We start from the raw sequence: 21,408 nt of genomic DNA, 5'->3' as shown, positions 1-21,408 counted from the left end.
CTGAGCCGCCGATGCCCGAGCACCCGTCCGGGCCCGGCCCGGGCCCCCCTGCCCTGACGAGCCTGGTGCGGCTGCGCAACGATACCGCGAAGCCGCTCTACCAGCAGCTGGAGGAGCAGCTGCGCGGGCTGATCGAGGACGGGACGGTGGCGGGCGGCACGACGCTGCCGGCCGAGCGGCCCTTCGCGGAGGCGCTGGGCGTCAGCCGCACCACGGTGCAGCGCTGCTACGATTCCTTGCGGCGGCAGCATTACCTCACGGCCCATGGCCGGCACGGCTTCATCGTCGCGGCCGGCCGCACCCGGCTCAGCCCGGGCATGGACCGGCTCAAGGGCTTCACCGAGGAGATGCGGGAACTCGGCCGCGTGCCCTCGACGCGGATCGTCGAGCGCCGCGTGGCCCAGGACCGCTCGATCGCCTCGCTGTTCGGCCTGCCCTCGACCGCGCCGTTCCTCAAGCTGGTCCGCATCCGCTGCGGCGACGGCATGCCGCTGTCGCGGGAGGTGGCGTGGTACGACCTCACGGCGGTGCCGGCGCTGGCCGAGGGCGACCTCGGCGGCTCGGTCTACGCGTTCCTCGGCGCGCACGGGGCGGCCCTGGTGCGCTGCCGCCAGACCATCGAGGCGGCGACGCCGGACGAGGCGGAATGTGCGGTGTTCGGTTTCACGCAACCCCTGCCCTGCCTGCTGATCAAGCGCCATTCCTATGACCGGGACGACCGGATGATCGAGTATGTCGAGGGCCTGTTTCGCGGCGACGCCTACGCCTACCGGCTCGACCTGAGGGCCTGAGCCGGCACGGCCGCCACCTCGGCGCCATAGGCCACCGGCAGTTGCACCGCCGCCACCAGGGCGACGAGCTGGCTCTGCTGCCGGGTGCCGGTCTTGAGGAAGATGCGGGCGACGTGGGTGCGCGCCGTGGTGACGCTGATGCCGAGTTCGGCGGCGATCTCCGCCAGGCTGCCGCCGCGGGCCAGGCCCGCCCCGACCTGCGCCTCGGCCCGGGTCAGGCCGAACAGGGTGCGCAACTGCGCCTCGATCCGCCCTTGCGCCCGCAGCAGGCGGGCCACCACCAGCGCCCGGCCCGGCGCCTCCGCCTCGGCGAGGGGCGAGACGCAGACCGAGACGCCCGGCTCGTCCGGAATACCGCCCTCGAGCTGGAGGAAGCCGACCGCCTCCCCGGGGCGCCCGTCGCAGGCCGCCTGGATCAGGGCCTGGAGCCGCGAGCGGCCCTCCGCCCGGCGCGTCCCGAGATGCCGGATCCTCTGATCCTTGGCGCCATGATCGTTGGCGCCATGATCATGGGCGACATGGCAGCCGCAGGCCGCGTGCTGGCCCGACAGGGCGCCGTCGGGCCGGTCGAGGAGGTCCGCCGCCTCCCGGTTGGCATGGAGGATATGCCCCTGCCGGTCGACCACGAGCACCGCGAGGGCGAGGGCGTCGAGGGCGGCGGCCGCGGCCGGCTGCCAGGCGACGATGCCGGCGGTCACGGCGCGATGGTCCCGGTCGAGCGGTCGCGCCGCCCCCGGTCCTCCGACCGCGGCAATCCGGTCCGACTGCGCTCGCTCCACCTGCGCGCCTGCATCGTCGCCCCCCCGGCAAACCGTCGCGAACGGGCGGGCCACGACCCGCCCCAATCCATATAAGTACCAAAATCTCCGCGGCACAAGACTGTTCCTTCCCGCTCCATCGTCAGAATTATATCGGACATGATTGATCGGATCGCGGGTTGATGCTTGTGTATGGTATCGATCGTGGCGATGCGGCCGGGATTGGTATCATCCTTTCGGAGGGGATGCGGGCCGCCGGACGGTCGATCGCCGCCCGTCGGTGCCGGCCAGTGCCGATCACCGATGGTCGAGGTATCCGAGAAGGCGCGTCTCGGGCCCGGCTCGGAGATTGCGCCGGGATACGTTGGAGACGACGCCGCCGGTCCAGGCAGTCGAGCGCCCTCGAATGCAGGGGAAGGCCGCAGGGATCGACACGGCAGATGCTGTCCGCGGCCATCCGCTCTCGCGGCGCGTCTGTGAGACGACGATGCGTTGCCGTCAGGCGGGCGCGTCCGCCAGGCGCGGCGCGGCTCTCGCGCGACGCGGGCGGCGCCAGATCAGCCGGCCGAGGGCGGTGCCGGCGCGGCGGCAGAACAGGGCGGCGGCGAAGAACCAGGCGAGGACGAGCCACAGGCCCTGCAGGATCGCCAGCAGGCCCGAACCCAGCACCAGGGCGCCGCGGCCGAGCAAAGCCAGGACCGCCCGGGTGCGCCCGCCCAGGCCCTCAGACAGGCGGGCGACCCGGCGCAGGTCGTCGGCATTCTCCGCCACCGCGAGGGCCTGGAGGGTGCCGCGGGCGCCGAGCCGCGCCTGGATCCGGGCCGATTGCTCGCCGACGCTGCGGATCTCCCGGAACGCACCCGGCTTGAGCACGCCCTTCGCGCCCTGGCACAGGGCCGCGAGGTCGAGCCGGCCGGCGGCCGCGGTGGCGAGGGCCAACGCCTCCCGGTCGATCGCGGCGCCGGCGCTGCGGGTGAGCCGCGCGGCCAGCGGCCGGGACAGCTTGCCGGTGCGGGCGGCGAGCTTGAGCGTCGTGGTGCCGGCATGGACCGGCACGCTCGAGCCGAGGGACACGATGGTGGCGCCGGTGAGCGCCAGCCCGGCGGTGGCGAGCCCGAGGAGCAGCGGGTCGTAGGCCTCGCCGCGGGCGAGCCGCCCGCCCTCGCGCCACAGGTCGCGCAGGTCGCCGTAGCCGACGAGGTCGCCCGCCACCGCGCCGGCCAAGCCCGCCATGCCGGCCCCCTCCCCGCTGACGAAGCCGGTCGCGGCATCCGTCAGCGCCCGGCGCGGGGCGGTCTCGGCCAGCGCCGCCACCGCCGCCCGCCGCTCGGGCGAGACGGCGACGCCCCGCTCCTCGGCGAGGGCCAGGAAGCTCTGCGCCAGGTCGTCGTCGCCCGCCGCCACCGCCGCGTCGAGGCCGGCGCCGATCCGCGCCGCATCGGCGACCGAGTCCAGGCGCAAGGTGGCGAGCGCCGCGGGATCGTCGGCGGCCTCGCGCAGGCGCCAGGCCCTGGCTCCCTGCGGCACCAGGACCGGGGCTGCCGCCGCGACGCCGGCCCCGGCGAGCAGCATCAGCGCCCCGGCCGCGCGCCGGCGCCGGCGCGGATCCGGCGCGGCGATCCGCACCGCCTTAGCCCGGATCGACCTGCGGGGCGTGGCCGCCGAGTTCGTCGACCAGCACCCGGGTGTTCTCGGAATAATCGACCGGTACCGCCACGAGATGCACCCCGCCCGCCGCGAAGGCGGCCTCCAGGGTCGGCGCCAGCGCCTCGGCGGAGGTCACGCGGTGGCCCTTGGCGCCGTAGGATTCGGCGTATGTCACGAAATCCGGGTTGCCGAAGGTCATGCCGTAATCGGGGAACTTGTCGACCGCCTGCTTCCACCGGATCATGCCGTAGGCCCGGTCGTCGAGCACCAGCACCACGAGGTCGAGGTTCAGGCGAACCGCCGTCTCGAGCTCCTGGCTGTTCATCATGAAGCCGCCGTCGCCGCAGACCGCCAGGACCCGGCGCTCCGGATGGACGAGCTTGGCCATCATCGCCGAGGGCAGGCCGGCGCCCATCGTGGCGAGCGCGTTGTCGAGGAGCAGCGTGTTGGCGACGTGGGTGCGGTAGTTGCGGGCGAACCAGATCTTGTACATGCCGTTGTCGAGGCAGACGATGCCGTCCTCCGGCATCACCGCCCGCACGTCGTGGACGAGGCGCTGCGGCGTCACCGGGAAGCGGTCCTCCTCGGCCCGGTCGTTGATGCGGGCGAGGATGTGCTGGCGCATCTCCAGGAGGCCCGGTTCCGGATCGAGCTTTCCGCCGAGCCGGTCGGCCAGCGCCGTGACGGTGGCGCCGATGTCGCCCACCACCTCGGCATCCGGATGGAAGACCTGCTCGACGCTGGCCGAGACGTAGCCGACATGGATCACCCGCGGGCCGCCCGCGACCCGGCCCATCAGGAAGGGCGGCTTCTCGACGGTGTCGTGGCCGATCGAGACGATGAGGTCGGCGCTGTCGATCGCCTCGTGGACGTAGTCGCGCTCGGAGAGCGCCGCGGTGCCGATGTAGAGGTTCGAGCCGCCGGTGACGGCGCCCTTGCCCATCTGGGTGTTGAAGAACGGGATCCGGGTGCGGCGCACGAAGTCGGAGAGCGGCTCGACGAGGCGCGGGCGGTTGCCGGCGGCGCCGATCATGATCAGCGGGCGGCGGGCCTGGAGGATCATCGCGGCGGCCCGCTCGATCGCCGCGGGATTCGCCACCGGCCGGTCGATCGGGTGCGGCGGCACCAGGGCGACGTCGGCCTCCTCGGCGGCGATGTCCTCGGGCAGCTCGAGATGGACCGGGCCCGGCCGCTCCTCGGTGGCGACCCGGAAGGCGTCGCGCACGATGGTGGGGATCGAGGCGGCCGACACGATCTGGCGCGTCATCTTGGTGAGCGGGCGCATCGCCGCGATCACGTCGACGATCTGGAACCGGGCCTGGCGGGCGCTCATGATCGGCTTCTGGCCGGTGAGCATCAGCATCGGCATCGCGCCGAGATGGGCATAGGCCGCGCCGGTGGTGAAGTTGAGGGCGCCGGGCCCCAAAGTCGAGATGCAGACGCCAGGCCGCCCCGTCAGCCGGCCATGGGTCGCCGCCATGAAGGCCGCCGCCTGCTCGTGGCGGGTCAGGACCAGCTCGATCTTCGACTGGCGCAGCGATTCGACGACGTCGAGATTCTCCTCGCCCGGGATGCCGAAGATCCGGTCCACGCCCTCGTTCTCGAGGGCGGCGACGAGCAGATCGGAACCTTTGGTCATCGGGCGCTCCTCCGGGACTGTTCGACTTTTGAGCTAAGAACGCAGATCGGCCGACACAATCAATCGCCGCGCGCGAACCCTCCCCCTCTGCGGGGGAGGGTTCATGCTCTCGGCCGTCGCTCCCGCACCCGCGCAGCTTGTTTCCTGCACAATCTGAATGGGGTACGTTCGGCCCCGCCTCACTCCTGCTGGCGCGGGCGGCGCGGCGGGCGGGCGGCCATCGCGGCGGAGGCGAGGGCGTCGGCCGGGGCGGTCTTGCCGCGCACCGGGGCGTGAGCCGGGCGGGCCGGCGGCGCGGGCTCCGGCGCTGCCGCGGGTGCCTGCACCGGCGCCGCATCGGTCGCCTTCTCCGGGGTCGCCTTCTCCTGCTGCACCGCCTTGGCGGCGGGCTTGGCCTTGGCCGGCGCCTTGGCAGCCCCCTTGGCGGGCTTCGCCTTCGCCGCAGGCGCCGCGACCGGGTCGAGATCGGCGGCGAGCGCCATCAGGTGGCGGCGATGCAGGACGGCCGGCCCGTCCTTCAGGTCCGGGTGGTGCTTGTCGAGGCGGGTGACCAGGGCCTTGACCTCGGCATCCTTCAGCCCGTCGACGATCAGCGCCAGGGGCTGGGGGCCCAGCGCCTCGCGCACCGCGCGCAGGCCGGGCAGGTCCAGGGTCTTGGCCTTCAGCTGCTTCGTCACCAGGGCGTGGGCGGCCTTGGTGACGTCGCTGCGGATCGCCGGGAAGGCCGCCGGCGCCTCCGCGATCGCGCACAGGACCGCGAGGCCGTCGATCTCAAGCGCCATCCAGGGCCTCCTTCAGCTCGGCCACCACCGGGGTGATCACCTCGCCGATCAGGTCGCGGCTGGCGTCACGATACTTGTTGGCGAAGGTCTGATACTCCAGGGTGAGCGCGTTCGCCAGGGCGGCCGATTGCGGCACGCGGGTCCTGAACAGTCGAAACCGCGCGCCTTCCGCAGCGGCACTCTCCTGGAGCGTGGCGTAGGTCGTCGCCTGCTGCTTGGTGTTCTGCCAGCGGGTGATCAGCACGTGCGGCGGCCTCTTCGGCGCCAGCATGCTCTCCGAGGCGCTGCCCACGCCCCAGATCGTCTCGTAGAACGCCTTGAGGCCGTAGGTGGACAGGAAGTCCGAGATGCAGGCGACCACCACGAGGTCGCAGGCCCGGATCGCCACCTCGGTCATCGGCGAGATGCCGGGCGCGCAGTCGAACAGCACGTAGTCGTACCGGTCGCGCAAGGGCGCGAAGTCCTCCTGGAACAGCTTCCACAGGTGGCCCTCGATGGCGTGCATCGAGTATTTGCGCTTGGTGAGCGCGTAGATGATCTCGCGCTCGACGATGCGCAGCGACGGCCCGGAAGCCAGAAGCGAGATCGGCAGCGGCTCGCCGAGATGGGTGGTGCTCGAGACGTAGTCGCGGATGAAGTCCGGCAGGGCGGCCTTGTCGTGGTCGACGATGCGCAGGCCCAGGTAATAGTCGAGGGTGCGGCCCCCGGTGATCATCTCGGCCAGGATGGCGTCGCCGGCAAAGCACACCGAGGCGCTGGCCTGGGGATCGAGGTCGATCACCAGCACCGAGGCGCCGCCGGCGGCGAGCGCATCGGCCAGCATCACCACGCTGGTGGTCTTGCCGACGCCGCCCTTCATGTTGGCGACGGCCACGAGCTTTCCGGGAGCGCGTTGTCCGGGAGCGGGCTTGGCGGTCATGCGCGCGGTCCCGGTCGACCGGCGGAGGCGCGGGTCCGCAGCGTCGTCGCGGCGGGCGGGCGGAACGGGGCCATCGGGGCTCTCTTCACGGCGGGTCCCCTTTCGACCACCGGTGTTTGCGGCGAGTCAAGGCCGGTTGCAGGGCGCTCCCGGCGTCAGCCGCGGCAGCGGGTATAGCTGGCCGAGCCGCGCTCGCTCGCCCAGGTCAGGCGGCTGCCCGCCACGGTCAGTCGCACCCGCGAGGTCCAGTGGCGGCCTGCGCTGCTGCACGAGGCGGTCATGGTCCAGCCGCGTCCCTCGCGCCGCGTGTCGCGGAACCGGCACACGGTCTTGCCGGCCCGGGCGCTGCCGGGCCGGATCACCGCCGGCAGCAGGCCGCGGCGGGCGGAGCGGCGGCTGGAGCAGGCGGCCGCGCCCGGCCCCCACACGCCGACATAGGCCGGCGGCACGTCCTCGTCGGCGTCCCCCATCGCCTCGGTCGCCTGCGGGGCTTCCCGGGCGGGCCGCTCGCGCTCGGCCCGGTCGGCCTCGCGCGGCTCCGGCTTCGGCCGCGGCGCGGCCTTCGGGACGGGCGGGGCCGAGGCCCTGTCCTCCGGGTCGTCTTCGGGGGCCAGGTCACGGGGGGTAAGATCGCGGGGGGTCAGGTCGCGGGGAGCGAGATCGTGCGCGGGGGTGGGCTTCACCGGGCCGAAGCCGGACTCGTCGGGAGCCGAATCCCGCAGGGGCGCGGCGCCGACCCGGCCCGGCGGCTCGCGCCAGGTGCTCGCGGGCTGGCCCGCCTCCGGCGGCACCGCGTCCGGCGGCGGGCGGCGGCGGTAGATCGGGATCGTCGAGCGGTAGGGCTTCGATAGGACCGGCGGATCGGCGGGGGTCTCGAGGTCCGACTGCGCGACGGCCCGGTCCGGCCCGGCCATGCCGGCGGCGCCCGCCAGCACGAACAGGCCGGCCGCGAAAAGGCCCGCGCGGTGAAACGCCCTCATGATGCCCCCAAGGGTCCTCCGACGGATGCCGGCGGTCAAGTCTTAGAGCGCGCACGAACCCGATGGACATGGATTCCGGGGCCGCGCGCGCAGCGAATTCGTCGGTGTCGCCCGGCGGACACTGTCCCGGCGGGCGGCTTGGTCCGACAGGTGATTTGGCCCGACAGGTGATTTGGCCTACCGGCGGAAGATGCCCTTCAGGACCTGCGCCGTCCGGTTGCGCCTGCGCTTGCGCTCCAGCGCGGCCCCATCCTTCACCCAGGCGACCTGCACCACCCGGCGCTCGCCCCCGAACGGCCGGTGGCCGTGCCAGGAATTGTCGGCGCGCAGGAAGGCGAACATCGTCCCCATGGTCGGCGGCACCTCGACCGCGTAGGGCTCGTACCGCTCGCCGTCGTAGAGCACCCGCAGCCGCCCGGCCTCCGGCGCATCCCAGGCGTCGTTCATGTAGACGAGCAGCGTCATCACCTTCGCGGCGCCGTCGGTGTGGATCGCCCCGTATTTCGGCCGCGAGCGGCGCATGACCGTGGTGAGCCGCGGGCAGGAGACGAGGTCGGTGCCGAACTTCTCGCCCAGGACCCGCGAGAAGGCGTCGCTCTCCAGCTCCCCGATCAGGTCCTTGAAGCGGCCGGTGAGCTGCACCTCGTCCACCGTGAGGTAGCCGGGCTTGGCGATGGCCGGGAAGTCGCGCGTCAGCGCGGGGATCGCCTCCGGCCGCAGGACCTGCCGTCCGAGGCAGTACCGGTAGGGGTCCTGGGCGACGGGGGCGGCACGCACGGCATCGACGTCGAGGATCGAGAGGGGCGACATGGGAGGATCGCACTCGTCAGGCTGGAGATTGTCCGACGACGCCGGAGTTCGTCGAACGAAGGTGCGGCAGGATCGAAGACCCGAGATCGAAGACCCGAGACTGGACACCCGGGACCGGACACGTCGGAGCCGGTCACCGTCGCCCCGCGGGCGCGGGCGGCTCCGGTGGCGGGTCACGCGGGAACACGGACGGACCATCGGGGCGGATTGCGGCGGCGGCGGGGCGCCGAGCCCCGCGCGTTCACGTCTTGGCGAGCCTGCGAGCCGTCACGCCTTGCCGCCGGGGACGGGGCGCGACGCGTGAACGGGGTTTAACTTGCCACGGCAACGGCGCCATGGTCCTGCCACGGGGCTGACCCATGGCGGGTCGGACGGACGCGGGCGATGCCCCTCGCGAGACTCCCGCCGCGACCACGGCGACCGGGAACCCCGCGAGAGTCGAACGACGCCCGGCGCGCTCGACCGCCACCGAATCACCGGCCCGCCGCCTCGAGAGGCGGGCCCGCTTGAGGCCCGCCCGCCGGGCGGCCCGGAGACCGCGATGCACGGCTTGAAGCAGGCCCTCCTGCAGATCTGGCGCCTGGCCTATCCCTTTTACACGACCCGCGAGGTCACGACGGTGCGGCTGTGGCCGCTGCCGGCGGTGCAGATGCAGGAACGCTGGGTCGCGCTCATCATGGCGGCCGTGGTGATCGGCATCGAGTTCGCCCAGGTGGCGATCAACGTGCGGATCTCGTACTTCAACCGCGACTGGTTCAACGCCATCCAGAACAAGGACGCGGCGGCGTTCTGGTCGCTGCTGTTCTCGGTGTTCTGCCTCTGGGCCGCGGTCTACGTGGCGAGCGCGATCATCCAGTACGTGATCCAGTCGTTCCTGCGCATCCGCTGGCGCGCCTGGATGACCCGGCACTACGTCGACCGCTGGCTCGGCAACGACACGCATTATCGCATGGGCTTTGCGAGCGCCCAGGCCGACAACCCCGACCAGCGCATCGCCGACGACATCGACCAGTTCACCCAGACGACGCAGTCGCTGGCCATCAACGTCATCTCGACCGTCTCGAACCTGATCTCGTTCTCGGTGATCCTGTGGAACATCTCCTCCGCCTTCACGGTGCCGGGGACGAGCTGGCACGTGCCGGGCTTCCTGGTCTGGGGTGCGCTGATCTACTCGGGCCTCGTCACCTGGATCACCCACCGCATCGGCCGGAAGCTCGCCGGGCTCAACTTCGAGCAGCAGCGCCGCGAGGCGGATTTCCGCTTCTCGCTCGCCCGCCTGCGCGAATATGGCGAGCAGGTGGCGCTCCTCGACGGCGCCCGGGCCGAGAAGGTCTCGCTCGGTGAGCGCTTCGGGGCGCTGATCCGGAACTTCTACGCCATCGTCGACCGCCGCAAGAAGCTCGCCGCCTTCACGGCCAGCTACCAGCAGGTCAACGCGGTGATCCCCTACGTCCTGGTCGCCCCCTACTACTTCGCCGGCCAGATCCCCCTCGGGGTGATGACGCAGACCGCCGGCGCGTTCGCGCGGGTCGAGGGCGCGATGTCGTTCTTCATCACGTTCTACGTGACTTTGGCCGACTACAAGGCGCAGGTCGACCGGCTCACCACCTTCGACGCGGCGATGAACCGGGCCGACGCGATGGCGGCGGGCAGCGCGCTGGCGGTAGCGCCGGCGAGCGGGGCGGGCCTCCACCTCAAGGGCCTCGCCCTCGACCTGCCGGACGGGCGCCGCATCGCCGAGGCGCCGGCCCTCTCCTTCCGTCCGGGCGAGACGACGCTGCTCACCGGTCCCTCGGGCTCGGGCAAGTCGACGCTGTTTCGTGCCATCGCGGGCATCTGGCCCTTCGGCGAGGGCTCGGTCACGACCCCGGAGGGCGCGCGCCTGATGCTGCTGCCGCAGCGGCCCTACCTGCCGATGGGGACCTTGCGCGCCGCCGCCACCTATCCGGAGCCCGCCGGGCGCCACGACGACGCGGCGATCCGGGCAGCCCTCGCGGCGGCGCGGCTGCCGCACCTGGCGGATCGCCTCGACGAGGAGGCGCCCTGGGCGCAGGCCCTGTCGCTCGGCGAGCAGCAGCGCCTCGCCGTCGCCCGGGCGCTCCTCGCCAAGCCCGACTGGCTCTTCCTCGACGAGGCCACCGCCGCCCTCGACGAGCCGACCGAGGCCGCGCTCTACCGCATGCTGCGCCAGGAACTTCCGGACACCACCCTCGTGTCGATCGGCCACCGCTCGACGCTGACCGCCTTCCACGACCGGCGGATCGACATGACCCGCCGCGAGGACGGCCGCTTCGTGCCCACCGACCTCGCCGCGGCGGTGCCGGCGGAGTAACGGTCCGTCAGGGGCGACGAAGCGCCTTGACGCGCCGCGTCGCCCCGCCTAGAAGCCGGCTCACAGGGCGCGTAGCTCAGCGGGAGAGCATTCGCTTCACACGCGAAGGGTCACAGGTTCAATCCCTGTCGCGCCCACCACCCTTTTGAAAGTTTGACGGCTCGATCCCGGCGTCCCGTCGCCACGCGATCCCGCCGTCGAGACAGGTTCGGTCCGCGATACGGCTCTCGCCGCATCATCCCCGCACGGGACCGACCATCGGGCGCGTAGCTCAGCGGGAGAGCATTCGCTTCACACGCGAAGGGTCACAGGTTCAATCCCTGTCGCGCCCACCACTTTCCCCTTCAAAAACACATGGGATTTGAGCCTGATTGGCTCTCCCCGCGCATCTGCCATCCTCCGCGTCATCCGGGGCCGCGTAGCGGAACCCGGGATCCAGACACTCAGGTCGTTCAGAACGAGGCGGAGAGCATTCCGCTCGATTCTGGGCTATCCGCGGCTCTGGATCCCGGGCTCCGCTGCGCGGCCCCGGGATGACCCTGAGGGTGTCGGGTCCGTGGCGTCAATTTCAGGCCACGCCCGGATCCAGCCGCAGCACCGCCTCGTACAGCTCCTCGAAATGCTGGATCACCACGTCCGGCTCCAGTTCCTCCACCGGCACGTCGGTATAGCCGAACGGCACCGCCACCACCGGGATGCCGGCGGCCTTGGCGGTGGCGACGTCGGTGCGCGAATCGCCCACCATCACGGCCCGGGCCGGATCGCCGCCGGCCCGGGCGATCGTCTCGGTGAGATGGCGCGGATCGGGCTTGAAATACGGGAAGGTGTCGCGGCCGCAGATCGCCGCGAAGCGGGCCTTCACCCCGAGCAGCTCCAGCAGCCGCACCGAATGGTCTTCCGGCTTGTTGGTGCAGACCGCGAGCCGGTAGCCCGCCGCCTCCAGCCGGTCGAGGGAATCGACCACGCCGGGGAAGAGATGCGACGCCTCGCAGAGGTGCTGGCCGTAATGGGCCAGGAACACCCGGAACAGCTCGTCGAGCCGCGTCGGCGTCAGCTCGCGCCCGCCCGCCGCGAAGCCGCGCTGGATCAGCGCCCGCGCCCCCGCCCCGATCAGCTCCCGCGCCTGCGAGACCGCCACCGACGGCAATCCCTCCCGCTCCAGGATCGTGTTGAGCGTGCCGATCAGGTCGCCCGCGGTCTCCGCGAGGGTGCCGTCGAGGTCGAACACGACGATCGGCGGCAGGGAATCGGGGCTGGTGGTCGGCATGGGGTCTCGCTGGCTGACGCTGATGAGCGCCTCCCATACAGGCGGCCGAAGCGGGGCGGAACCCGGAGACGCGGCAAGCCCGGGACAAGCGGGGTCGAGCTATAACAGCGCGAAACGGACGAGTCGGCCGCCGCGCGGGCATGGGCCGTCGTCGCGATTGCGTGCGAGGAGCGGCCGCCATGCCGGGGATTGCGGGTTATCGGATCAAGGCGGCCGGGATCGCCGCGGGGCTGCTGGTCGCGGGTGCGGCCCATGCCGCGTCCTACGAGTTCGTGCCGGCGCCCCAGGCCGACCTCAACCGGGTCTACCGGGTCGACAAGGCGACAGGCGAGGTCATCTCCTGCCAGTACGGCCTGCAGGAGAACACCATCGGCACCACCCTGTGCTTCGGCCCGGGCGAGGGCGCGGGCCCGCAGGCCCCCTCCGAGTACAGCCTAGTCGCCTCCCGCCACCTGCGCGAGGCCGGCGTGTTCCGGGTCAACCAGCGCACCGGCGCGATGAGCATCTGCTACGTCCTCGACGACGCCGTGGTCTGCACGCCCCAGGGCAATGCCGGCAGCGCGGCGCCGACACCGGCGGCCAAGCCCTGATTTCGAGAGCGCGACGCCGGTCGGGCGAGGCCGGATGGCCGCTTCCGCCTCCTCCGGCCGCGTGCTAGGGGGCCTCTCGATCAGCGGGACCGGCCGTCAGGGCGCCCCGCCCGCCTTGTTCTCGCCCCAGGGGCGATGGCATGGCGGACGAGACCAGCGAATCGAGACGCATGCCGATGTCCCAGACCCGTCAATCCCGCGGAGGCCGGCGGTGAGCCCCGCCGAGCTCAAGCGCGCCGCCGCCGCCCGGGCGGTCGGGCTGGTCGAGGACGGCATGCGCCTCGGCCTCGGCACCGGCTCGACCGCGACCGTGTTCGTCGAGCTTCTCGGCGAGAAGGTGCGGGCCGGGCTCAAGGTCGTCGGCGTGCCGACCTCCGAGGCGACGCGCCGGGCCGCCGAGGCCGCGGGCATCCCGCTCACGACCCTCGACGAGACGCCCGACCTCGACCTCACGATCGACGGCGCCGACGAGATCGATCCGCAGCTCCGCCTCGTCAAGGGCGGCGGCGGCGCGCTGCTGCGCGAGAAGATCGTGGCGGCGGCCAGCCGCCGCATGGTGGTGATCGTCGACGGGGCCAAGCGCGTCGAGACGCTCGGGCGCTTCCCCCTGCCGATCGAGGTGGTGCCCTTCGGCCTCGTCGCCACCACCCTGGCGGTGGCGGCGGCGATCCGCTCCGCCGGCTGCGCCGGGCCGCTCTCCGTCCGCAAGGGCGGCGACGGCGCGCCCTTCGTCACCGATGGCGGCCACCTGATCCTCGATGCCGGCCTCGGCCGCATCCCCGATCCCGAGGCCCTGGCCCGCGCCCTCGTGGCGGTGCCGGGCGTGGTCGAGCACGGCCTGTTCCTCGGGCTCGCCACCGGCGCGATCGTCGCGGAGGCGGCCGACGGCCAGTCCCGCATCGTCACCCTCGGCGCGGCCTGACCCGCCGCCCGCCTCGTTCGTCACGGCCGCCCCGCACGGGCGCCGTCTTCCGGAGCCCCTCGATGTCCCCGCGCCGTCCCCGACTCCTCCTGGCGGGCCTTCTCGCCGCGTCCGTGTGCAGCCCCGCCCTCGCCCAGACGAAGCCCGCCGCCCCCGCCGCCCCCACGGCGGCACAGCAGGCCGCGATCACCCCGAGCCACCTCGCGCTCGCCAAGGAGGTGATGCTCTCCTCCGGCATCGCCCGCTCGTTCGACTCGATCCTCCCGGCCTTCGGCGAGCAGATCAAGCAGGCGGCAGTCACCCGGCCCGAGCTGACCAAGGACCTCAACGAGGTCCTGGAGAAGATGCAGCCCGAGCTGGAACTGCAGAAGCAGCGCATCATCGACACCGCCTCGCGCATCTACGCCAACAAGCTCACGGAAGCCGAGCTGCGCGACATCGCCACCTTCTTCCGGTCGCCGTCGGGCAAGCGCTACGTCGAGACCCAGCCCCAGGTGCTCGACGACATGGTGCAGGCGATGCAGACCTGGACCCAGGAGGTCTCGGAATACATGATGGTCCGGGTCCGGGCCGAGATGGGCAAGCGCGGCCACCAGCTGCAGTGACCGCCCGCACGGCCGGAGAGCGGGCCGGGACGCTCGATCGTCTCGGCGCGATCGTCATCGCCGCCCTGCCGGCCTGCATGGCCGTGGCGAACCGCTCGAGCCCGGTGGTGGTCGGCCTCGCCGGGCTCCTGCTGCTGGCAGGCGCCGCCGCGGCCGGGCGCCCCTTGCGGACGCTCCTCGTCGCGCCGCTCGCGACACCCTCGGGCCTTTCGGCCCTCGCCTTTCTGGCCTGGTGCGGGGCGAGCCTCGCCTGGAGCCCGCTGCCCGGCCTGTCGCTGCGCACCCTCTCCGAGTTCCTGCCGGCGCTCCTCGGCGCCTACCTGGTGGCCCGCCTGGCGCCGCCGCATCTCGGCGCCGTCGCCAGGCCGGCGGCCTGGGTGATGATCGCCACCTGCGCCTACGTGGTGGCGGACCTCGCCTCCGGCCTGGTGATCCGCGAGGCCTTGGGCCAGCGCGTCGCCGCCTTCGCGTTCAACCGGCCGCTCCTCGTCACGATGCTGCTGGCCTTCCCCCTGGTGGCCGTCCTCGCCGCGACCGGGCGGCGCGGCCTGGCGGCGCTCTCTGCCGCCTGCCTCGCGCTGGCGGCCTGGCGCTCGGTCAGCGGCGCGACGGTGCTGGGGCTCGCCACCGGCGCCCTCACCTTCGGCCTTGTGCGCTGGCTGCCGGCCCGGGCCGGGCTCGGCCTCACCGGCGCGGCGCTCCTCGGGGCCCTGGTCCTCGCGCCGGTCGAGGGCGATCTCCTGGCCCGCACCATGCCCGAGGCTTTGCACCAGCGGCTCGCCGGCAGTTCCACCCGGGCCCGGGTCGCCATCGCCCGCAGCTTCGGCGCGGCGGTCGCCGCCGATCCGTGGCGCGGGGCCGGCTACGGCACCTCCGGTCGTTTCCAGGACGCCCCGGCGGCCGAGCGGATCGAGCCCGAGATGCGCGTCATGCTGGCGGTCGGGCACCCTCATAACAGCTTCCTCCAGGTCTGGGCCGAGCTGGGCGTCGTCGGCGCGACGCTCGCCGCCCTCGTCCTGGTCCTGACCCTGCGGGCCCTGTCGGCCTGGAGAACGGTTCCGCGCAGCACCGCGCTCGCGCTGCTCGCTTGCGCCGGCATCGTCGCCTTCGTCGAGCACGGCGCCTGGCAGGCCTGGTGGACCGCCGGCGTCGGCGCCGCCATCGCCTGGCTGCGCGCCCTGCAGTATCAATCGCAAGATCTAACGGACGAGCGGTGAGCCCCATGACCGAGACCCGAGACCAGGCTTTCGGCGAGCAAGAGTTCGATGTGGATCTGTTCGTGATCGGCGGCGGCTCCGGCGGGGTGCGGGCGGCGCGCATCGCCGCCGGCTACGGCGCGCGGGTGCAGCTCGCCGAGGAATACCGGGTCGGCGGCACCTGCGTGATCCGCGGCTGCGTCCCGAAGAAGCTGATGGTCTATGCCGGCCGGTTCGCCGACGAGTTCGAGGATGCCGCCGGCTTCGGCTGGGAGGTCGGCACCCCGCGCTTCGACTGGGCGACCCTGAAGGCCCGGCGCGACGCCGAGGTGACGCGGCTCGAGGGGATCTACGCCACCAACCTGATGCGGGCCGGCGTCGAGGTGGTGGCCGACCGGGCGGTGATCGAGGATCCGCACACGGTGCGGCTGGTCCGTTCCGGCACCCTCGTGCGCGCCCGCCACATCCTGATCGCGGTCGGCGCGCATCCGGTGAAGGAGCCGCTGATCCCCGGCGCCGAACTCGCCATCACGTCGAACGAGGTGTTCGAGCTGGAGACCCAGCCCGAGCGGATCCTCGTCGTCGGCGGCGGCTACATCGCGGTCGAGTTCGCGGGCGTGTTCGCGGGTCTCGGCACCCGCACCACCCTGCTCCACCGCGGCGACCGGCTCCTGCGCGGCTTCGACGGCGAGATCCGGCAGGCGCTGGGCGAGGCTTACGCCAAGCGGATGGACCTGCGCCTCAACACCACCGTCCACCGTCTCGACCGGCGCGACGGCGCGATCTGCGCCACGCTGAACGACGGCAGCGAGATCTTGGTCGACCAGGTGCTGGTCGCGACCGGGCGGCGCCCCAACGTCGCCGGCCTCGGGCTGGAGAAGGCGGGCATCACCCTCGATTCCGTCGGGGCGATTCCCGTCGACCGCTTCTCGCAGACCGTCGCCCCCTCGATCTACGCCGTCGGCGACGTCACCAACCGCGCCGCCCTGACGCCGATCGCGATCCGCGAGGGCCACGCCTTCGCCGACACGGTGTTCGGGGGCAAGCCGTGGGCGGTCGACCACGACCTGATCCCGACCGCGGTGTTCTCGACCCCGGAGATCGGCGTCGTCGGCCACGGTGAGGAGGTGGCGCGCCGCCTCTGCGGCGAGATCGACGTCTACGAGGCCCGGTTCCGGCCGATGAAGGCGACCCTGTCGGGCCGCGACGAGCGGATCCTGATGAAGGTCATCGTCGAGCGGGCGACCGACAAGGTCGTCGGCGTCCACGTGCTCGGCCACGATGCCGGCGAGATCATCCAGGCCGTCGGCATCGCGGTGACGATGGGCGCCAAGAAGGCCGATTTCGACCGCACCATCGCGGTCCACCCGACGGCCGGCGAGGAATTGGTGACGATGCGCACCCCCTCGGTGGTCAAGCAGCCGGTGGCGGTGGGGTGAACCCGCACCTCTCCGCAGCGTCAGGACCCCCTCGCCCTCCGGCGCGAACCCCCCTATAAGCCCGGCTTCCGCAACCGACCTGACCGGTTATCGAAGAGGTGCGGTAGGAGAGGACGATGAGCGAGCGTTGGACCCCCACGAGCTGGCGGCAGCTGCCGATTCAGCAGGTCCCGGATTATCCGGATTCCACGTCCCTCGAGGCGGTGGAGCGGCAGCTCGCGAGCTTTCCTCCGCTGGTCTTTGCCGGTGAGGCGCGCAAGCTGAAGCAGAACCTCGCCAAGGTCGCGGCCGGCGAGGCGTTCCTGCTTCAGGGCGGCGACTGCGCCGAGAGCTTCGACGAGCATTCCGCCGACAACATCCGCGATTTCTTCCGCGTCTTCCTGCAGATGGCGCTGGTGCTGACCTTCGCGGGCGGCTCGCCGGTGGTGAAGATCGGCCGCATCGCCGGCCAGTTCGCCAAGCCCCGCTCCTCGCCGACCGAGACCGTCGACGGCGTCTCGCTGCCGAGCTACCGCGGCGACATCGTCAACGGCATCGGCTTCTCGGAGGCCGAGCGGGTTCCCGATCCGCGTCGCCAGGTCGAGGCGTACCGGCAATCGGCCGCGACGCTCAACCTGCTGCGCGCCTTCGCGACCGGCGGCTACGCCAATCTCGAGAACGCGCATCGCTGGATGCTCGGCTTCGTCAAGGACTCGCCCCAGTCCTCGGCCTATGCCGACCTGGCGCAGCGCATGACCGAGACCCTCGACTTCATGCGGGCGATCGGCATCAACCCGGAGACGCACCAGGAGGTGCGCCAGACCGACTTCTACACCAGCCACGAGGCCCTGCTGCTCGGCTACGAGGAGGCCCTGACCCGGGTCGATTCGACCAGCGGCGACTGGTACGCCACGTCGGGCCACATGCTGTGGATCGGCGACCGCACCCGCCAGGCCGACCACGCCCATATCGAGTTCGCCCGGGGCATCAAGAACCCGATCGGCCTCAAATGCGGCCCGTCGCTGAAGGCCGACGACCTGATCCGACTCGTGGACCTGCTCAACCCGGGCAATGAAGCCGGCCGCCTGACCCTGATCTGCCGCTTCGGCGCCGACAAGGTCGGCGACCACCTCCCCGCCCTGGTCCGGGCGGTGGAGCGCGAGGGCCGCAAGGTCGTGTGGTCCTGCGACCCGATGCACGGCAACACCGTGACGGCGAGCGGCTACAAGACCCGGCCGTTCGAGCGGGTGATGAAGGAGATCCAGGGCTTCTTCGACATCCACCAGGCCGAAGGGACGCATGCCGGCGGCATCCACCTCGAGATGACCGGCAAGAACGTCACCGAATGCACCGGCGGCGCTCGCGCCCTGACGGCGGACGACCTGCGCGACCGCTACCACACCTATTGCGACCCGCGCCTCAACGCCGAGCAGGCGCTGGAAGTGGCCTTCCTGACCGCCGACCTCGTCAAGCGCGAGCGCCGGCAGCACGAGCGCCCGCAGATCGAGGCGGCGGAATAGACCGTCCGCCATCGCCGGACGACGATGAGGCCCGGGACGGGGGCCGCCTTCGGGCGGTGCCCGTCCCGGGCCTTTTTTCGTCGATCGGCGGCCGCGTCACGTCAAATGCCGGTCGAACGCGATCCCGGCGAACTCGCCGTTCCGCCAGACCAGCGTAGCGCGCCGGGTGACGGTCATCTGGGGAATGACGATCCAGATCCGGTCCGGCAGATTGTGGCGACGGGAGAGATTGATCTTGGCACCGGTGGCGGAAAGGTCGCGGACGACGCAGGGGATGCGGCCGGAATCGGGCAGGACCAGGGTTGCCGGCATCACCGTGCCGTAGCGGCGCCGGCCCCGCTTGTCTTGGGCTTGCTTCCGGGCATCCGATTGCGCGTCGGCCGAGATCGTTGGTCCCTCGCTCATCCCCGCCTCGACCCCGTCATTCCGTCGCGTCACCGTTATATCACATGTAACATGACGGTTTCCGGCTGGAAGCGGCCCCCGATGCACCCAGCGGTGTATCGAGCGGCAGGGTTAAACCACTCCTGCCTGATCTCGCGACGATCGCCGCGTCACGGCGCGAGGGCGCCCGGCTCTGTCGTCCCGCCGCGATCGGGCCGGGCAACGGAGCCGGGCGAAATAAGCGACCGAGAGGGTTGCGCGCCTTACGAACCGTCGCTATACCCCCGTCATCCCGCCGGGCCAGCTCCCATCGTCTAGCGGTCTAGGACGTCGCCCTCTCACGGCGAAAACAGGGGTTCGAGTCCCCTTGGGAGCGCCACCGGCCGGATCACCCCTACAGCGCTGTCGAACGACCGATGCGGCCCTCGTGCCGCCGCGTCGCTGCGCGATTCGGGCACCCTCCACCAAAGCGGTAGCAGACCTCGTCCGGTCCACCCAAGGGATGCGCGCGCCGCCGCCGTCTCGGCTGTCCTCGTGTGTATCGGCCTGCTAAGCATCGGTCATACCAACAATCGATGCTCGGTGAGAGACGTGATGCAGCGGATGGTCGTGCGCCTGCTGGTGTCGGCAATAGTATGCCTGATGTTCGCGATATCGGCCCGTCTCCTGTTCGAGGCGTCGTCTCCACGCGTGCTGGCGTTGATGCCGAATGACGGCGCGGCGCAAGTCTATCCCGGACTGCCGATCGCGATCGGCTTCTCCCGCGCAATGGCGCCGGAGACGATCGGGCCTGCAACGATCGCCCTGTACGAGGAAGGGGGCGCGGCCGTGCCGGCCGCGATCGCCTACGAGGCGGATCAGCGTTCCGCCCGGCTGGTGCCGCAGGCGCCGTTGCGGCCGGGCGCGACCTACCGGATCGCGGTCGGGACCGGAAGCCGCCCGAAGAGCACCCTCGGACTGTCCCTGGGCGAGCCGGTGGAGGGACGCTTCACCGTGGCGGCCGCCCCTCACCTCGCCGCGATGCCCGGGGCGCCGGTCCTGGTCGCGGTCGGCCCCGGAAACCCCTTCGGGCCCTACTACGCCGAGATCCTGCGGGCGGAAGGGCTGAACCTGTTCTCGGTGGTCGCGACGAACGACCTCACCCCGGATCGCCTCGCCCGGGCGACCCTGGTGCTGATGACGGACGCACCGGACGAGGCCCTGGCCGCACGGCTCTCCGGCTGGGTGCAGGAGGGTGGCAACCTGATCGCGGTCCGGCCGCAGGGCGCCTGGCTGCCGATCTTCGGGCTCGCCCCGGACGGGGACGCCGTCACCGAGCGCTACCTGCAGGTCGACGCGGGGGCGCCGGCCGCCCGCGGCATCGCCCGCCAGGCGATGCAGTTCCACGGGCCCGCCCGCCGCTATCGTCCGGAGGAGGATGCCACGATCCTCGCCCGCCTCTCGACCGGGGCCGAGCCGCTGCCCTGGCCGGCGGTCTCGCTGCACCGACATGGCCAGGGCCAGGCGGCGGCCTTCGCCTTCGACCTCGCCACCTCGGTGGTGCGCCTGCGCCAGGGCAACCCGGCCTTCGCCGGCCAGGAGCGGGACGGGCTGCCGCCGCGGCGGCCGAACGACCTGTTCTTCCCGGACTACCTCGACCTCTCCCGGGTGGCGATCCCGCAGGCCGACGAGCAGCAGCGGCTGCTGGCCAACCTGATCGTGACGATGAGCGCCGAGCGCCTGCCGCTGCCGCGGGTCTGGTACCTGCCCGACGAGCGCCGCGCCGCCCTCATCATGGCCGGCGACGACCATGCCACGCGCCGCGGCACGCTCGACGCCTACAAGCGCCTCGTCGCCGAGAGCCCGATCGATTGCCGGCCCGAGGCCTGGGACTGCCCGCGGGCGACCTCCTACGTCACGCCGGCGACGCGGCTCTCGCCGGATCAGGCGCGCGCCTACGCGGCGCTCGGCTTCGAGACCGGAATCCACGCCGATACCGGCTGCCGCGACGTCGATGCCGCCACCCTGGGCCTGGCCTTGAGCCGGCAGGTCGGCGGCATCGGGCGGCAGCTCGGCCTGCCGGCGCAGGAGACCCACCGCCTGCATTGCGTGACCTGGAACGGCTGGGCCGACACCGCCAAGATCGAGCGGGCCGCGGGCATCCGCCTCGACCTCGGCTATTACTACTGGCCCGGCTCGTGGATCCGGCGGCGGCCGGGCTTCATGAACGGCTCCGGCTTCCCGATGCGCTTTGCCGACCTCGACGGCCGGGTCCTCGACATCTACCAGGCCGCCAGCCACCTGGTGAACGAGAACGGCATCGACCAGCGCGCCGGCATCGACGCGATGCTCGACCGGGCGCTCGGCCCCGAGCAGTTCTTCGGCGCCTTCGGCACCCATTACGACTACACCGACGGCTATTTCGACCATCTGGTCGCGGCCGCTCGCGAGCGCGGCGTCGCGATGATCTCGGCGGCCCAGATGCTGCGCTGGCTCGACCGCCGGGAAGCAACGCGCTTCGAGGCCCTGGCCTGGAACGGGCACGACCTGACCTTCCGGGTCGATCTCGCCGAGGGGCCGGAGCGGATGACCGGGATGCTGCCGGTCTCGGCCCTGTCGCACCGCCTCGCAGGCATCACCCGCGGCGGCCAGCGGGTGCATTTCCGGACCGAGACCATCAAGGGCCTCGACTACGCGCTGTTCGACCTCGAACAGGGCAGCTATGCCGTCGTCTACGACGAGAAGACCTCGGCGATGCCGCTCCCGGCCCGGCTGCGGTGAGGCCCCCTGGTCCCGCAGGGGCGGGACTGCGTCATTGGGCCCGCAGGGGCGGGGCTGCGTCATTTGGGGGCGCACACCCTTTCCGGAT

General features: G+C 72.1%; 18 protein-coding genes and 3 tRNA genes. 12 read left to right on the top strand and 9 right to left on the bottom strand.

What is annotated here, in order from left to right:
* Positions 1-11 precede the first annotated feature (11 nt).
* Positions 12-791 (top strand): GntR family transcriptional regulator, encoded by a 780-nt coding sequence (locus F1D61_RS03485; protein WP_203156531.1) that lies wholly within the window; start codon positions 12-14, stop codon positions 789-791.
* Here F1D61_RS03485 and F1D61_RS03480 read toward each other — a convergent pair.
* From F1D61_RS03480 to F1D61_RS03450, 7 genes are all read right to left on the bottom strand, one after another.
* Positions 767-1,489 carry a helix-turn-helix transcriptional regulator gene (locus tag F1D61_RS03480; RefSeq protein WP_246775692.1) on the bottom strand — a complete coding sequence of 241 codons (723 nt, stop codon included), beginning with the start codon at positions 1,487-1,489 and terminating at the stop codon, positions 767-769. The genes F1D61_RS03485 and F1D61_RS03480 overlap by 25 nt on opposite strands.
* A gap of 558 nt (positions 1,490-2,047) precedes the next feature.
* Positions 2,048-3,175: a hypothetical protein gene (locus F1D61_RS03475; RefSeq protein WP_203156530.1), complete on the bottom strand. Its 1,128-nt coding sequence runs from the start codon at positions 3,173-3,175 to the stop codon at positions 2,048-2,050.
* A 4-nt stretch (positions 3,176-3,179) separates the two neighbouring features.
* On the bottom strand, positions 3,180-4,835 hold the full coding sequence (locus tag F1D61_RS03470; RefSeq protein WP_203156529.1) for an acetolactate synthase large subunit: 1,656 nt from the start codon (positions 4,833-4,835) through the stop codon (positions 3,180-3,182).
* A 179-nt stretch (positions 4,836-5,014) separates the two neighbouring features.
* Complete coding sequence (locus F1D61_RS03465) at positions 5,015-5,617, bottom strand: hypothetical protein (protein WP_203156528.1); 603 nt, start codon at positions 5,615-5,617, stop codon at positions 5,015-5,017.
* The gene (locus F1D61_RS03460) at positions 5,607-6,536 is read right to left on the bottom strand and encodes a ParA family protein (protein WP_203156527.1); all 930 of its coding nucleotides are present in this window, start codon (positions 6,534-6,536) and stop codon (positions 5,607-5,609) included. Before F1D61_RS03460 ends, F1D61_RS03465 begins: the two co-directional genes overlap by 11 nt.
* Positions 6,537-6,691: 155 nt before the next feature.
* On the bottom strand, positions 6,692-7,516 hold the full coding sequence (locus F1D61_RS03455; RefSeq protein ID WP_203156526.1) for a hypothetical protein: 825 nt from the start codon (positions 7,514-7,516) through the stop codon (positions 6,692-6,694).
* Between the two features lie 177 nt (positions 7,517-7,693).
* A complete protein-coding gene (locus F1D61_RS03450) occupies positions 7,694-8,326 on the bottom strand; it encodes a 2OG-Fe(II) oxygenase (protein WP_203156525.1) in 633 nt (210 codons plus the stop codon).
* 541 nt (positions 8,327-8,867) lie between these two features.
* Between F1D61_RS03450 and F1D61_RS03445 the strand changes: the two genes are divergently transcribed.
* From F1D61_RS03445 to F1D61_RS03435, 3 genes are all read left to right on the top strand, one after another.
* Entirely contained in the window at positions 8,868-10,658 is a 1,791-nt protein-coding gene (locus tag F1D61_RS03445; protein WP_203156524.1) for an ABC transporter ATP-binding protein/permease, read from the top strand.
* Positions 10,659-10,723: 65 nt separating this feature from the next.
* Positions 10,724-10,798, top strand: a tRNA-Val gene (locus F1D61_RS03440).
* A 120-nt stretch (positions 10,799-10,918) separates the two neighbouring features.
* A tRNA-Val gene (locus tag F1D61_RS03435) sits at positions 10,919-10,993 on the top strand.
* Between the two features lie 233 nt (positions 10,994-11,226).
* On the opposite strand, the gene gph is transcribed toward F1D61_RS03435, so the two are convergent.
* Positions 11,227-11,925, bottom strand: a complete 699-nt coding sequence (gene gph / locus F1D61_RS03430; RefSeq protein WP_203156523.1) for a phosphoglycolate phosphatase — start codon at positions 11,923-11,925, stop codon at positions 11,227-11,229.
* 179 nt (positions 11,926-12,104) lie between these two features.
* Between gph and F1D61_RS03425 the strand changes: the two genes are divergently transcribed.
* The 6 genes from F1D61_RS03425 (at position 12,105) to F1D61_RS03400 (ending at position 18,176) form a co-directional block, all read left to right on the top strand.
* Positions 12,105-12,515, top strand: a complete 411-nt coding sequence (locus F1D61_RS03425) for a hypothetical protein (protein ID WP_203156522.1) — start codon at positions 12,105-12,107, stop codon at positions 12,513-12,515.
* Between the two features lie 211 nt (positions 12,516-12,726).
* The gene (rpiA, locus tag F1D61_RS03420; protein ID WP_203156521.1) at positions 12,727-13,437 is read left to right on the top strand and encodes a ribose-5-phosphate isomerase RpiA; all 711 of its coding nucleotides are present in this window, start codon (positions 12,727-12,729) and stop codon (positions 13,435-13,437) included.
* 62 nt (positions 13,438-13,499) lie between these two features.
* Positions 13,500-14,042: a DUF2059 domain-containing protein gene (locus F1D61_RS03415; protein ID WP_203156520.1), complete on the top strand. Its 543-nt coding sequence runs from the start codon at positions 13,500-13,502 to the stop codon at positions 14,040-14,042.
* Entirely contained in the window at positions 14,039-15,259 is a 1,221-nt protein-coding gene (locus F1D61_RS03410) for an O-antigen ligase family protein (protein ID WP_246775691.1), read from the top strand. Before F1D61_RS03415 ends, F1D61_RS03410 begins: the two co-directional genes overlap by 4 nt.
* Positions 15,260-15,264: 5 nt before the next feature.
* Positions 15,265-16,677: a glutathione-disulfide reductase gene (gene gor, locus F1D61_RS03405; protein ID WP_203156519.1), complete on the top strand. Its 1,413-nt coding sequence runs from the start codon at positions 15,265-15,267 to the stop codon at positions 16,675-16,677.
* Positions 16,678-16,793: 116 nt separating this feature from the next.
* Complete coding sequence (locus F1D61_RS03400) at positions 16,794-18,176, top strand: class II 3-deoxy-7-phosphoheptulonate synthase (protein WP_203156518.1); 1,383 nt, start codon at positions 16,794-16,796, stop codon at positions 18,174-18,176.
* A gap of 96 nt (positions 18,177-18,272) precedes the next feature.
* Here F1D61_RS03400 and F1D61_RS03395 read toward each other — a convergent pair whose 3' ends face one another.
* Positions 18,273-18,581 (bottom strand): PilZ domain-containing protein, encoded by a 309-nt coding sequence (locus F1D61_RS03395; protein ID WP_203156517.1) that lies wholly within the window; start codon positions 18,579-18,581, stop codon positions 18,273-18,275.
* Between the two features lie 282 nt (positions 18,582-18,863).
* Here F1D61_RS03395 and F1D61_RS03390 point away from each other — a divergent pair.
* Both F1D61_RS03390 and F1D61_RS03385 read left to right on the top strand, forming a co-directional pair.
* Positions 18,864-18,939 (top strand) — tRNA-Glu (locus tag F1D61_RS03390).
* A gap of 215 nt (positions 18,940-19,154) precedes the next feature.
* Positions 19,155-21,320: an Ig-like domain-containing protein gene (locus tag F1D61_RS03385; RefSeq protein WP_203156516.1), complete on the top strand. Its 2,166-nt coding sequence runs from the start codon at positions 19,155-19,157 to the stop codon at positions 21,318-21,320.
* The last annotated feature ends 88 nt before the right edge of the window (positions 21,321-21,408 follow it).

The organism is Methylobacterium aquaticum (assembly GCF_016804325.1).
Taxonomy (GTDB): domain Bacteria; phylum Pseudomonadota; class Alphaproteobacteria; order Rhizobiales; family Beijerinckiaceae; genus Methylobacterium; species Methylobacterium aquaticum_C.
Note: the sequence above shows the minus strand (reverse complement) of the source record. Positions and strands in the feature narration are given on the sequence as shown.